The sequence below is a fragment of the Pseudoalteromonas luteoviolacea S2607 genome (assembly GCF_001625575.1).
In the GTDB taxonomy this organism is placed as follows: domain Bacteria; phylum Pseudomonadota; class Gammaproteobacteria; order Enterobacterales; family Alteromonadaceae; genus Pseudoalteromonas; species Pseudoalteromonas luteoviolacea_E.
In genome coordinates this window covers 369,411-383,654 of record NZ_AUXV01000072.1, presented here as the reverse complement: position 1 = coordinate 383,654, position 14,244 = coordinate 369,411, and the positions used below count along the sequence as shown (strand labels likewise).

At 41.3% G+C, this 14,244-nt stretch carries 9 protein-coding genes; 8 read left to right on the top strand and 1 reads right to left on the bottom strand.

From position 1 onward, the window contains the following. Positions 1 to 13: 13 nt before the first annotated feature. Positions 14 to 859: a LysR family transcriptional regulator gene (locus tag N480_RS23375; RefSeq protein WP_063374831.1), complete on the bottom strand. Its 846-nt coding sequence runs from the start codon at positions 857 to 859 to the stop codon at positions 14 to 16. A gap of 129 nt (positions 860 to 988) precedes the next feature. On the opposite strand from N480_RS23375, the gene N480_RS23370 reads away from it, so the two are divergent. The 8 genes from N480_RS23370 (at position 989) to N480_RS23335 (ending at position 14,227) form a co-directional block, all read left to right on the top strand. Further along, the gene (locus tag N480_RS23370) at positions 989 to 1,561 is read left to right on the top strand and encodes a hypothetical protein (protein ID WP_063374830.1); all 573 of its coding nucleotides are present in this window, start codon (positions 989 to 991) and stop codon (positions 1,559 to 1,561) included. 117 nt (positions 1,562 to 1,678) lie between these two features. Continuing rightward, positions 1,679 to 2,761: a glycine cleavage system aminomethyltransferase GcvT gene (gene gcvT, locus N480_RS23365; protein WP_063374829.1), complete on the top strand. Its 1,083-nt coding sequence runs from the start codon at positions 1,679 to 1,681 to the stop codon at positions 2,759 to 2,761. Between the two features lie 63 nt (positions 2,762 to 2,824). Beyond that, the gene (gcvH, locus tag N480_RS23360) at positions 2,825 to 3,214 is read left to right on the top strand and encodes a glycine cleavage system protein GcvH (protein WP_063355690.1); all 390 of its coding nucleotides are present in this window, start codon (positions 2,825 to 2,827) and stop codon (positions 3,212 to 3,214) included. A 182-nt stretch (positions 3,215 to 3,396) separates the two neighbouring features. Next, on the top strand, positions 3,397 to 6,294 hold the full coding sequence (gene gcvP / locus N480_RS23355) for an aminomethyl-transferring glycine dehydrogenase (RefSeq protein WP_063374828.1): 2,898 nt from the start codon (positions 3,397 to 3,399) through the stop codon (positions 6,292 to 6,294). Positions 6,295 to 6,452: 158 nt separating this feature from the next. Beyond that, positions 6,453 to 7,955 carry a sigma-54 interaction domain-containing protein gene (locus N480_RS23350; protein ID WP_063374827.1) on the top strand — a complete coding sequence of 501 codons (1,503 nt, stop codon included), beginning with the start codon at positions 6,453 to 6,455 and terminating at the stop codon, positions 7,953 to 7,955. A 56-nt stretch (positions 7,956 to 8,011) separates the two neighbouring features. Further along, a complete protein-coding gene (locus N480_RS23345) occupies positions 8,012 to 11,425 on the top strand; it encodes a DEAD/DEAH box helicase family protein (protein WP_063374826.1) in 3,414 nt (1,137 codons plus the stop codon). A gap of 46 nt (positions 11,426 to 11,471) precedes the next feature. Further along, on the top strand, positions 11,472 to 13,043 hold the full coding sequence (locus tag N480_RS23340) for a type I restriction-modification system subunit M (RefSeq protein WP_063374825.1): 1,572 nt from the start codon (positions 11,472 to 11,474) through the stop codon (positions 13,041 to 13,043). Next, positions 13,040 to 14,227 carry a restriction endonuclease subunit S gene (locus N480_RS23335; RefSeq protein WP_063374824.1) on the top strand — a complete coding sequence of 396 codons (1,188 nt, stop codon included), beginning with the start codon at positions 13,040 to 13,042 and terminating at the stop codon, positions 14,225 to 14,227. The genes N480_RS23340 and N480_RS23335 overlap by 4 nt, the downstream gene beginning before the upstream one ends. Positions 14,228 to 14,244: the final 17 nt, after the last annotated feature.

Here is a 14,244-nt window from a genome sequence, read left to right as displayed (position 1 = left end):
CCGCCGCAAGGTACTACCCAAGTCGCAGTGCAATAAATTCGGCCAGTTTGTTCACAGCGTGCGCCGACTCTTGGGTGTTTTTAATTAAGCTGATGCCGATTTGCCCCAAAGCGGGTAGGTGAGGTGTATGCTGTTGATAGGTCAGCTCGCTCGGTACGGTACTTTTGGCAAGTACTGTCACGCCCAACCCTTCTTTTAGTGCTGCGGTTAAACCAGTTAAATCGGCATTGCTGTATACGATGCGAAAAGGACGGCCGCTTTCTTGCAGTGCTTCAATGGCTCTGCGGCGATAAATACACCCTTCAGGCGCAGTAACGAGAGTAATGACTTCTTGCTTTGCGAGATTTAAATCGCCCACCCATACCAGTTGATCACGCATAAATACGGGATGAGACATTGACTCGAGCTCTTCATTTAAAGCGAGTACTAGGTCAAACTGGTCTTGTCTCGACACTGAAAGTAAATGCTTACTTAGTCTTGACTTTACTTCCAGTGCAACATCTGGATACAAAGATACAAAGTCGCCGATAATAGCAGGCAAAATGCGTGCGGCAAATTCACTGGGTATGCCAAGGCGTACACGACCTGTCACACTCTCTGAGGTAAACTGTTGTAGTATCGCGTCATTGTATTGCAGCATTTGTTTGGCCTGCGGTAGTAACAACTCGCCATATTGATTGAGTACTTGTCTCTGGCCTTGTTTTTTAAACAGCTTGCAACCGAGCAAGTCCTCTAATCTACGGATCTGTAAACTGACCGCTGGTTGAGATAAACCCAGCAGTTCACCCGCTTTGGCAAAACCTCCGACCTCTACAACCGTGACGAGCGTGCGTAGGCCATCAATTGATAAGTTCTTCATATTTAAAAAAGCTATTTATAATTCTCGAATACATTAATATTATTTATCAATTGATAAATAATTACAATTTGTTGTTGGTTATCCGCCACCCTATACTTTTGCTCATCTTAATTTCACTAAGGTGGTTGTATGACGTTTTCACCCATTATTTTTGCCAAGCACCGTCAGGGTACTGTTCCTGCGCAAAATGCCTACAGAAAATTGGAGTGTCAGGTTGTTATTGATTTTAGTGGCTTCGAAACGACTCCTTTTCTTAACAAAGAGCTGGGTATCAATCTCAACAAGCTGATTGCCCCAGGTTTAGGTATCCAAGGCGTGTTTGCTAATGGCGACAGCTATGCCGTCTACTACTTTAGTGAAACTGCATATCGTTTTGTGTTAGGCCAACAAGCCGCCAATACTTTAGTTGCTTTGGTTGCTGAACATGAGCATGAATATGACATCGAATTGATGCGTCGTGACGATCTCATGATTGGCCAGATTTGTGGGCAATCTGCGTTTGATTCATTACTAACGCATTTTTCGCTTACACCGGGTTTGGGGATTTCAGATCTACACACTTGTTATGGTAAGCAAAGTGGTGATGTATTTGTAACGACATTACTGCAAGATGGCGTTCAGCAACATCAACTGATTGCGCAGTCTAAACCGCTGACGGTTTGGCAAGAAAAGCTTAGCGCAGAAGGTTTCAGTATAAATTAATTCCGTGCATTTGAGTTGCAATGCAGCTCAAGATTAACCCCGTTCGAGGTCTTGTGATCTTGATATGTGTGACCACCGTATTTGATGGTCGCATTAGACAAAAAGTGAAGGACAAGTATGACTTCTAAAACAGTACTACATGCTAAGCACCTAGAAGCTGGCGCAAAAATGGTTGATTTCCATGGTTGGGAAATGCCAATCAACTATGGTTCGCAAATCGAAGAGCACCATGCAGTGCGTCAAGACGCAGGTATGTTCGACGTGTCTCACATGACAATTGTGGACGTTAAAGGTGCGGATGCGCAGGCATTTTTACGCAAGCTAGTAGCAAATGACGTTGCTAAGCTAACTGTGCCTGGTAAAGCGCTATACACTGGCATGCTAAATGAGCAAGGCGGTGTAATCGATGATCTTATCATCTATTTCTTCACTGAAACTGAGTACCGTCTAGTTGTTAACTCAGCAACACGTGAAAAAGATCTAGCGCACATCGGTACTGTGGCAGCTGACTTTGAAGTGACAGTAACTGAGCGTCCTGAGTATGCGATGATTGCTGTACAAGGTCCTAATGCAAAAGAAAAAACGGCAACAATTTTAAGTGCTGAGCAGCAAGCGGCTGTTGAAGGCATGAAACCATTCTTTGGTGCACAAGCTGGTAATTTATTCATCGCAACAACAGGTTATACTGGTGAAGCGGGTTATGAGATTGTTGTGCATAACGACGATGCTGAAGCACTTTGGCAACAATTACTTGACGCAGGTGTGCGTCCTGCTGGCTTAGGCGCGCGTGATACGCTACGTTTAGAAGCGGGCATGAACTTATACGGTTCTGATATGGATGAAACTGTATCTCCACTGGCTGCAAACATGGCTTGGACCATCGCTTGGGAACCAGAAGATCGTGATTTCATCGGCCGTAAAGTGGTTGAGCAGCAACGTGCAGACAAGAGCACGGATAAGCTGGTTGGCTTAGTGCTTGAAAGCAAAGGCGTACTACGTGGCGGTTCTAAAGTTATCGTAGAAGGTGGCGAAGGTGTTATTACTTCTGGTACATTCTCTCCGACTTTAGGTTTTAGCGTTGCCTTGGCACGCGTTCCTCGTTCAACTGGGGAAACGGCACAAGTTGAAATGCGCAAAAAGCTAGTAGACGTTAAAGTTGTGAAGCCTTGCTTCGTACGTAACGGCAAGTCAGTGATCTAAGCTATCATTGTAACGAGTAGAATAATGGGCAGTTGCCCAAACAAATGACCAAAGGAACAAAAAATGAGCAACATTCCTAGCGAGTTAAAATACGCATCTTCACATGAATGGGTTCGCGCTGAAGGCGACGGTGTATTCACTGTAGGTATCACTGAGCACGCACAAGAGCTGCTAGGTGACATGGTATTCGTTGACCTACCAGATGTTGATGACGAAGTAGATGCTGGCGAAGACTGTGCAGTTGCTGAGTCTGTGAAAGCAGCTTCTGACATCTACGCGCCTATCACTGGCACTATCGTTGAAATCAACGAAGAGTTAGAAGACTCACCAGAGTCTGTTAACAACGACCCATACGGCGACGGTTGGTTATTCAAAGTGAAAGCATCTGATGAGTCAGAGCTTGCAAACCTACTTGACGCTGAAGGTTACAAAAATTCAATCGACGAAGACTAATTCGTTGTAGAACTTAAAAGCCCCAATTTCTGGGGCTTTTGTTGTTAAATTAAACCGTTTTGGTTTGGTTTATCTCAAAGCATTATTTTGTGACTGCGTTACCAAGGCCTTTGCTTGGCAATGTTTGCTAGGCATCAATGCAGGACACACCCACTTAATTTGGATCATAGGAATCTGGACTAATGTCAAACGCCAAATCTCTTGAACAATTAGAGCAAAAGCAAGACTTTATTCGTCGCCATATCGGCCCGAATGCCGCACAAGTAAGCGAGATGCTTGCTGAGCTTGGAGTATCAAGTGTTGAAGAGCTGATCGGTCAAACGGTACCTGACTCTATTCGTTTAGAAACAGGTCTTAAGATTGGTGAAAGCCGTACTGAAGTTGAAACGCTAAGCTACCTAAAATCAGTAGCGGGCCAAAACAAAGTATTCAAATCATACATCGGCCAAGGTTATCACCCTACACACGTACCTAACGTAATCTTACGTAACGTGTTAGAAAATCCAGGTTGGTATACAGCGTATACACCTTACCAGCCAGAGATCGCACAGGGGCGTTTGGAGTCACTTCTTAACTTCCAAACTCTAACTATGGATGTGACTGGCCTAGACTTGGCAAGTGCATCTTTGCTTGATGAGTCTACCGCAGCTGCAGAGGCGATGGCCCTAGCTAAGCGTGTAGCAAAAGCAAAAAAAGCAAACATTTTCTTCATCGCAGATGACGTACACACACAAACGATTGACGTAGTAAGCACCCGTGCTGAACAGTTTGGTTTTGAAGTTGTGGTTGCCCCTGCGAGCGACGTAGTAAATCACGAGATCTTCGGTGCACTATTCCAGTACCCGTCAACATCTGGTGAAGTAGTTGACGTCACAGACCTTATCGCACAAGTACAAGACAAAAAAGCGATTGCGTGTGTTGCAGCAGACATCATGAGCTTAATGCTATTAAAAGCGCCGGGTAAACTAGGCGCAGACGTGGTACTGGGTTCTGCACAGCGCTTTGGTGTACCTATGGGCTACGGCGGTCCACACGCGGCATTCTTCGCAACACGCGATAAGTACAAGCGTTCACTACCGGGTCGTATTATCGGTGTTTCTAAAGACCGTTTAGGTAACGACGCACTACGTATGGCGATGCAGACGCGTGAGCAGCACATCCGCCGTGAAAAAGCGAACTCAAACATTTGTACAGCGCAAGTATTGCTCGCTAACATGGCGGCGTTCTACGCGGTGTACCACGGTCCACAGGGCCTTAAAACCATTGCACAGCGCATTAACCGCTTTGCAAGCATCTTGGCAACGGGCCTTAAATCTAAAGGCGTTGCACTGAAGCACGACACTTGGTTTGATACCATCACGGTTGTGGCTGAAGAAGCAGACAAAAATGCGGTTGTTGGCCGTGCCGTTGCAAACGAAGTGAACTTTGCAATTAACCACGCCGGCGAGTACTCAATCGCACTGAACGAAACAACAACGCGCGCAGACATCACAGAATTATTCGACATCATCCTAGGTGAAGGCCATGGTCTTGATGTGGCTGCGATTGACGCTGAAGTGGCGGCAAACGACATCACAGGTATTCCAGCAAGCTTGGTACGTGATGACGAGATCCTCACTCATCCAAACTTCAATGAGTATCACAGCGAAACTGAAATGCTGCGTTACATCAAGCGTTTAGAGAACAAAGATTTGGCATTGAACCACTCAATGATTTCTTTGGGCTCGTGTACTATGAAGCTAAACGCGACAGCGGAAATGATCCCAGTAACTTGGCCTGAATTCGCTGAGCTTCACCCATTCTGTCCACTTGAGCAAGCACAAGGTTATCAAACTATGATGACTGAGCTGCATGACTGGCTTGTAAATATCACAGGTTACGATGCAGTATCACTACAGCCAAACTCAGGTGCACAAGGCGAATACGCGGGTCTTATCGCGATCCGTAAATACCATGAATCACGTGGCGAAGGTCACCGTAATGTGTGCTTGATCCCAAGCTCTGCACACGGTACTAACCCGGCGTCTGCACAAATGGCAAGCATGAAGGTTGTGGTTGTTGGCTGTGATGACCAAGGTAACATCGACCTTGACGACTTACGTGCTAAAGCTGAAGAAGTGTCTGAGAACCTATCTTGTATCATGGTAACTTACCCGTCTACACACGGTGTATACGAAGAGACTATCCGCGAAGTCTGTGACGTTGTTCACCAGCACGGCGGCCAAGTATACATGGACGGCGCGAACATGAACGCGCAAGTAGGGGTAACAAGCCCAGGTTTCATCGGCTCTGACGTGTCACACTTAAACCTACACAAAACGTTCTGTATCCCACACGGTGGTGGCGGTCCGGGTGTTGGTCCTATCGGTGTTAAATCGCACCTAGCGCCATTTATGCCTAACCACAGCATCATCAATGTTGCGGGCACTACAGAAGGTAACGGCGCAGTATCTGCAGCACCTTACGGTTCAGCGGCGATTCTACCTATCTCATGGGCATACATTGCGATGATGGGCAGCGAAGGACTTAAGCAAGCGACTGAGATTGCAATCGTCAACGCTAACTACCTAACAGCGAAACTGGCAGAACACTACCCAGTGCTATACCGCGGCCGTAACGACCGTGTAGCGCACGAGTGTATTGTTGACTTGCGTCCGCTTAAAGAAGCGTCTGGCATCACTGAAATGGATGTGGCGAAGCGTCTTATGGACTATGGCTTCCACGCACCGACGATGTCATTCCCAGTAGCGGGCACACTGATGATCGAGCCTACTGAGTCTGAGTCTAAGGTTGAAATCGACCGCTTTATCGAAGCGATGATCTCAATCCGTGAAGAGATTGCTAAGGTTGAGTCTGGCGAGTGGTCTGTAGAGAACAACCCACTGGTATTTGCGCCGCACACACAAGCTGACGTACTAGGTAACGAGTGGGAGCGTGCATATGACCGCCTCGCAGCGGCATTCCCAGTACCTGCTGTAGCAAAAGACAAATTCTGGCCAACGGTAACGCGTATCGATGATGTATACGGTGACCGTAACCTGATCTGTTCATGTCCAGCTGTTGAGACATATGCAGAGTAATGGATTTTTGTGTCGGGATATTTAAAATCCAGACAAAGGTAATTAAAAATAGACAAACTTAGGTTTGTCTATTTTTTTACTCTTTTTTTGATAGGTAAATAAATTTATATGTTGTAAGATTAATTACCAATAATTATAAAAATTAAAGTAACTTAATTTTGAATACTCTATTTACTTGGCTTGGTAATAAAGACCTTGAGAACATGCGGCCAGAGCAAAATGCTGCAATTAGTACCATAGCAATAAAATCAGGCACGCCGTTTGATAAAATAGTCATCTTAGCGAATAAAGATGAAGGTAAATGGAGCTCATTCGAAAAATATCTTAAAAAGAAAATGGCAATTATTGGACGGCCTTCTGAAGATATAAAGATATACAACGCTAATATAAGCAGCCCGATTGACTATCCCTCTATAGCTATCGAAACAGAGCAATGGCTTAATAAATTATCAGAGCAAAGCGAAACTTTATCAATAAACCTTACTTCTGGAACTCCCGCAATGTCGACGCTATCTGTGTTAATCGGCAAAGGGAAGACTAACATTAGATTTGTACAAGCTACTCCAAAAAATGAATTAATCGAAACGAACATACCAATTGATTTTGGAAAAGAGTATGTAAAGTCAGCCTCAAAGAGTATTGCATCTAAGGCTTCCTCAATGCCTAAGAGCAGCAAGGCGTTTGATGGTATTTCTGCTAAATCGGAATCAATGAAAGAAGTTATTTCAAAAGCAAAAATTATAGCAAAGTCAGAACTACCCACTTTAATCTTAGGTGATACCGGTACTGGTAAAGAAGTAATGGCTAAAGCCATTCATAATGCTAGTTTACGTGCAGGTAAACCAATGCGAGCGGTTAATTGCGGCGCATTTCCTGAAAGCATAATTGAGTCAACATTGTTTGGTCATGTAAAAGGTGCATTCACTGGAGCATCAGGAGATAAATTAGGGCTATTTGAACAAGTTGACGGCGGTACATTATTTTTGGATGAAGTTGGAGAGTTAACTCCTGCAATCCAAGTTAAGTTATTACGAGTGTTACAAGAGCAGGAATTTGAACGACTAGGTAGTAACAAAACTCTCAAGGTAGATATAAGAGTTATTGCAGCAACACATCGAAATCTCATTGAAATGGTGGAAAAAGGTGATTTTAGAGAGGATTTATTCTACCGGCTGGCTGTAGGCATTATTAAGTTGCCTAGCCTGAGAGAAAGAAAAGAGGATATTACTGCGTTAGTCGAGCATTTCACAAATGAAATCAATTCCGCTGGCGATAAACATCCGGACTATAAAAGTAAGATAATCTCCGAAAAAGGAATAAAATTTATAAATTCACAACCTTGGCATGGCAATATCCGGGAATTATGGAATACGTTAAATCGTGCATTTTTGTGGTCAGAAAAACAAGTTGTTACAGATTCTGATATATCTGATGCAATGATTGTGAGAGCTAAAAAGTCAGAAGAAGCGGAAGTAACATTAATGTTAGGTCAAACAATAGATCTTAATGAAAACATTGAGTTATACAAGAAGAAATATATTTTGGCAGCGCTTAAAGCTACAGGGAATAGTTTAACTAAAACGAAAGATATGCTTGGGTTTACTCATCACCAAACGCTAAAAGGCTGGATGGAAAAACTTGGAATAGAAATACCGAAATAGCATAAAGCAAGTTTTGGCATTTTCTTTGCGATAGGGAACATAAGGAATAATTTGGAATGAAGCAATCAATGAATTTTGAGTTTATAAGACCACATATGCCACAGGCGGCAGATCTCGGTTGGTGTGCAGAGAATGTATTGCACATAGATCCGGGAAGCTCTCAAACGAGACTCAGAGCTATCTGTGAATGCATAGTGAATGAGATCTATGAACAAGAATCATTGACTAAAAATGCGCTCGATACACTGAATAACTTGATGAAAAAGCCTTCTTTCAATGACTGTATTGATAAGTCATTGAGCTATCAATTACAGCAATTAAAAAATTCTGGAAACAAAACCGCTCATGGTGGGATGGGACAATATCGTGATGCGTGTGTATGTTTAGGTACCGCTCACAGCGTTCTTACTTATATGGCCGTTCATTATTTCGGCATAGCAAAGTCTGCTATTCCAGCTTTTAAAGATATTCCAGACCCGAAAATAAAAGCTAAACAAGAAATTGAAGAAAGTAAAAAGAAAGCTAAAGAAGCAGAAGAGAAAGCTCTAGCTGCAATTAAAGAAAAAGAAGTTGAACGAGCCAAACGTAAAAAAGTAGAAGCGTCAGCAGAGCAGGTTAAGAAATCCAGACAAAGGAGTGTTCATACAGCTGAGTCTTTACAATGGAATGAAGCAAAAACTCGCGAACTACTTATTGATTCAATGTTAGCTGATGCTGGTTGGGATATTAAAGATAAAGACCAAGTAACCATTGAAGAGAAGTGTGTAAGCCCAATCGACGGGCGTAACTTAAAAGCTGATTATGTACTTTGGGACAAGAATAAACTTCCTCTTGCCGTTGTAGAGGCAAAACGAGCAAGTGATGAAAATCTAGAAGCTGGTCGAGAGCAAGCGCGTGAATACGCATCTGCGTTGCAGGAAAAAACAGGTCAAAGACCCGTTATATTTGTTAGTAATGGTTACGAAACAGAAATTTGGGATGATGAGCAAGACAATAGTGCTCGTACTATTTACGGGTTTTATGACATAGACAGCCTTAAGTATCTTATTTTTCAGCGTATCTATAAAACAAAAGAGTTAGAAAAAAATAATCCCGATACAGGTATTGCTGGTCGAGACTACCAAATTGAAGCTATCAAAGCAGTCGCTAAACGTTTTCAAACTGATCATAAAGATCACGCCAGAAGAGCACTAATTGTTCAAGCAACAGGAACAGGAAAAACACGTGTAGCAATTGCCATATCAGATCTATTGGCGCAACACAGTTGGGCTAAACGAATTCTATTTCTGTGTGACCGAAAAGAACTTCGTAGACAAGCTGATGATGCGTATAAAGGTTTTCTTCCTTCAGAATCTCGTTGTGTTGTGGGTGACAAGTCCGAAATTGACGATACTGCTAGAATATACATATCTACTTACCCTAGCATGATGAATAGATATGCCAGCCTCAATGTTGGCTTTTTCGATTTGATCATTGCAGATGAATCACATCGTAGTATTTATAATAAGTATCGAGAATTATTCGAATACTTCGATGCATATCAACTGGGGCTAACTGCTACACCAGTGAAATTTGTGAAACGTCATACCTTTGAATTATTTGGCTGTAAATCTACAGATCCAACATTTGATTATGGTATGGAAGAAGCAGTTAAGCAGCATTACTTAGTGCCTTATCGAGTTAAAGATTTTACTACTGAATTTTTACGTGAAGGTATTTGTTATAGCGACTTAACTGATGAACAAAAAGCACAGTTAGAAGAAGACCTAGGTGAAGAAGAAGCTAAGCGAACTAGAATTGCAGGTAAGGATATTGGTCGAAAAATTCAAAGTGATGATACAGATCGTTTATTACTAGAAAATCTAATGAATAATGGTATCAAAGATACTAATGGCTTAATCGGCAAAACAATTGTGTTTGCTCAAAGCCAGCCACATGCTCAGAACTTAGCCAAAGTATTTAAAGAAAATTATCCACAATACGGTGATCGCGTTTGTAAGGTTATTCACAATAAAGTGCGTAATGCCGAAGCATTAATTAAAGAATTTAAAAAAGGCACAAATGAATTCAGAATCGCAATATCTGTAGACATGATGGATACGGGCATTGATGTTCCAGAAGTAGTTAACTTGGTGTTTGCTAAACCTGTTCGTTCTTGGGTTAAGTTCCATCAAATGATTGGCCGAGGAACCCGTTTGTGTCCTCAGCTATTTGGACCTGCCGATGAAGATGATCATACCCATCCGAATCACAAACAAGAGTTTTGGATCTTCGATCATTTTGGCAATTTTGCCTTCTTTGAAGAAGAGTACCAAGAGGTTGAACTGACAAGTTCTAAGCCAAGCCTACAATTATTATTTGAAGCCCGATTTGAATTAGCTAAACAATCTTTATTAAAAGGTATAACAGCAAAAAAATCTTTTGATTTAGCGAAGAACTTACTTAGACAGGACATTAATGACCTTCCCCAAACGGCGGTAGTTGTTAAGCGTGAGTTACGTAATGTTCATATTCTTCAGCAAACATCGGCAATTGATGATTTTGATGCATCAACACAAAAGCTCTTGATGGATGTTATCTCACCATTGATGGCGCAACGTGTTGTCCGAGATAAAGATGCAATCATGTTCGACCGCTCAATTGTAGAGCTACAGCGGGCGGTATTAAATTCATCATCTAGCTTAAATGATTTAAAGATAGCTCTTATTGCTGAGCTTGATGAGCTAGCTGTAAATATTGGTGCTGTTAGAAGGAAAGAAACTCTAATTGAACAAGTAAAATCAAAAGATTTTTGGGATAATGTTTCAGTTGAGTCATTAGAAAATATCCGCACTGAATTACGTGAAGTAATGAAGTATAAAAAGCGTAAACAAGGCCCAATTAATGGCGGCTTAAAAACGTCTACAGCGGAAGATAAAGACAAAATACAGGATGAAGAGCGTAAAGTAACATTAACTGATGAATCACAAGCCTTATTGTATCGCGAACGTACTGCTAAAATTTTAAAAAAAATGTTAAGCACTAATCCAGTATTAACCAACGTTTATGAAGGTAAAGAAGTTAAACCAGAAGAGCTAGATAGTTTAGTTTCTACAATATTGGTTCAACATCCAGGTGTTGATATTTCAGTCCTTAATGAGTTTTATGGTCGTACTGCTGAAGATTTACAGACTACTTTGCGTTCACTTATAGGACTGGATATTAAATTTGTACAAAAGCACTTTGCGGCATTTCTAAACGACCATCCGCAACTAACGCATAAACAAGTGCAGTTTTTAAGAATGTTAGAAAACTTTATTGGTGAACACGGTGTGATCAGTCAAAGCCAATTATTTGAATCACCGTTCAGTAATATCGACCCTATGGGAATATCAGGTATTTTTGAGCATCAAGATATAGCTGAACTTGTAACTCTACTTACACCGTTTGTGTATGAAAACAAAGGCTCAGGTTCACAAACAACAAACTAATTAATTACATCGAGCAGAACAGTGATGCTTGATACAGGAAAGAATAATGTTAACAGGTAAAATTCGTAACGAAATTGACCAATTATGGGAAAAGTTTTGGACAGGTGGTGTTACTAATCCGCTAACCGTAATTGAGCAAATTAGTTACCTTATGTTTGCGCGTATGCTTGATGAAAAAGAAACGCAAAAAGAAAATACATACAATACTCAAGTTGCTCTCGGTCAAACGCCAACACCTTTTAAACGTATTTTCCCTGAAACGGAAGAAGGCCAGTTACTGCGTTTTCAAAATTTCGGTAGCATCAACAAAGGTGATGAACTGTTAAAACACTTACGAGATAACGTATTTCCACATTTTGGACAAATCGAAACAGAAGCTAATGATTCTATAAATGCTGATATGGTAGCATTTATGGCTGATGCTGACTTAGCTGTGCGAAACCCTGCGGTATTGCAAAGTGCGATCAAAATGATTGAAAAACTTCCGTTAGATCAGTCTGATGTTAAAGGGGACATTTACGAGTACTTATTGAGTAAATTAACTACCGCAGGCATTAACGGCCAGTTTAGAACACCTCGCCATATCATTGACACTATGATTGCCTTGGTTGAACCAAAACCAACAGAAGTAGTTGCAGATCCATCATGTGGCACGGCTGGCTTCCTTGCTCGCACAATGGAGTACTTGAATCGAAAATACTCAAGCGAGTTTGGCGTGTTAACCGATGAAGACGGTAACAAGCATTATACTGGCGATAAGTTAACACCATATCGTGACCATATTGAACAAAAAATGTTTTGGGGCTTTGATTTCGACGATACCATGTTACGAGTATCAGCAATGAATATGCTTTTACATGGTGTACCTGGTGCCAATATACATTACCAAGACTCTTTAAACAAAAACATGCAACAACACTTCCCGGAGCAGGTTGAAGATTTTTTTGACGTAGTTCTTGCAAACCCTCCTTTTAAAGGATCTTTAGACAGTGAAGGCGTGAATCCTAAAATATTGGATCATGTTAAAACAAAGAAAACTGAACTTCTTTTCGTTGCCCATATCCTTAATATGCTCAACGTTGGAGGCCGAAGTGCTACCGTAGTGCCGGACGGTGTATTATTTGGCTCTTCAAAGGCTCATGTAGAATTACGTAAATTCTTATTGGAGAACAACCAATTAGAAGCCGTTATTTCATTACCGAGTGGTGTTTTCAAGCCCTATGCAGGTGTATCAACAGCGATATTAATTTTTACTAAGGGCGGTGATACTGAAAAGGTTTGGTTTTACGACGTTGAAGCTGACGGCTTTAGCTTAGATGACAAACGTGTAAAAATTGATAGTGATGATTTGCCTAATGTTATCGAACAATATCATGCTTATCAGCAAGCGATACAAAATAATAAGCCATTAGACAAATGGAAGGATAAAACAAAAAAATCGTTTTTCGTTGATTTTAAAGATATTAAAGCAAGCAAGTACGACCTTTCTCTTAATCGCTATAAAGAATTGGTTTATGAAGCCGAAGAGTATGAAGAACCTCAAATTATACTGAAGAAATTAGTTACTTTAGAAAACGAAATTTTAGATGACTTGAAAGCTCTAGAGGATATGTTATGAATTGGCCTTTAGTCAAACTGTCTGATGTTGCACAAGTAAACCCAAGGCTGCCAAAAGATGTCGATGAAAACCAAGAGGTTACATTTTTGCCAATGGCTGCGGTTTCAGAGAGTGGCGAGCTTTTAGTTCAAGAGAAACGTATTTTAAAAGAGACAAAAAAAGGTTTCACTTATTTTGAGAAAAACGATGTCATTGTCGCTAAAATCACACCTTGTTTTGAGAATGGTAAAGCTGCATTTTTATCAGATTTAGATACATCAATTGGTTTTGGAAGTACAGAATTCCATGTCATTAGAGCAGAACGGAAAAAGTTAGATCCCAGTTATTTATTTTATTTAATTTGGAATGAGTATTTTCGTCATTTTGGTGAGCGAAATATGACGGGCAGCGCTGGGCAAAAACGTGTGCCAGCCGACTTTTTGAAGACCCTTGAAATCCCGCTCCCTCCACTTAGTGAACAGAAGCGTATCGCTACTATTTTAGATAAAGCAGACAAGGTGCGGCGTAAACGTCAACTATCCACTGACCTAGCCGATGACTTCCGCCGAAGCGTCTTTCTAGATATGTTCGGCGATCCGGTGAATAACCCTAAAGGGTGGGAATCTAAAAAACTTGGTGACTTGTGCGCTGTTGGTTCTAGTAAACGAGTATTTGTGGATGATTTCGTAGAATCAGGCATTCCATTTTATCGTGGCACTGAAGTAGGAAAGCTGGGAAATGATGAACAAATCGAACCGAGCTTATTTATATCTCAAGAACATTATCAACAGTTAAAAAATCATGGTGGAGTTCCACAAATTAACGACTTATTACTTCCTTCCATTTGTCCTGATGGACGTATTTGGCAGGTAAGTCATCGAGAACCCTTTTACTTTAAAGATGGAAGGGTGTTGTGGATAAAATCAAGCCAAACGTCGGTGAGCACCGATTACCTGAGAAGCTTTTTACAACGAATATTCTTAGCAAATTATAACTCTATTGCTTCAGGAACAACGTTTGCAGAACTGAAGATAGTCGCATTAAAAAATCTAGATATTTTAATACCTCCAGACGACTTACAAATTGAATATTCTCAATTGATGGAAACAGCAATGAAGCACACTACGAAACAGATAGAAGCGACTAAAGAGCAAGCTCAGCTTTTTGATTCATTAAGCCAAAAAGCTTTCGCAGGTAAGTTATAAATATAATAACAGGGAGG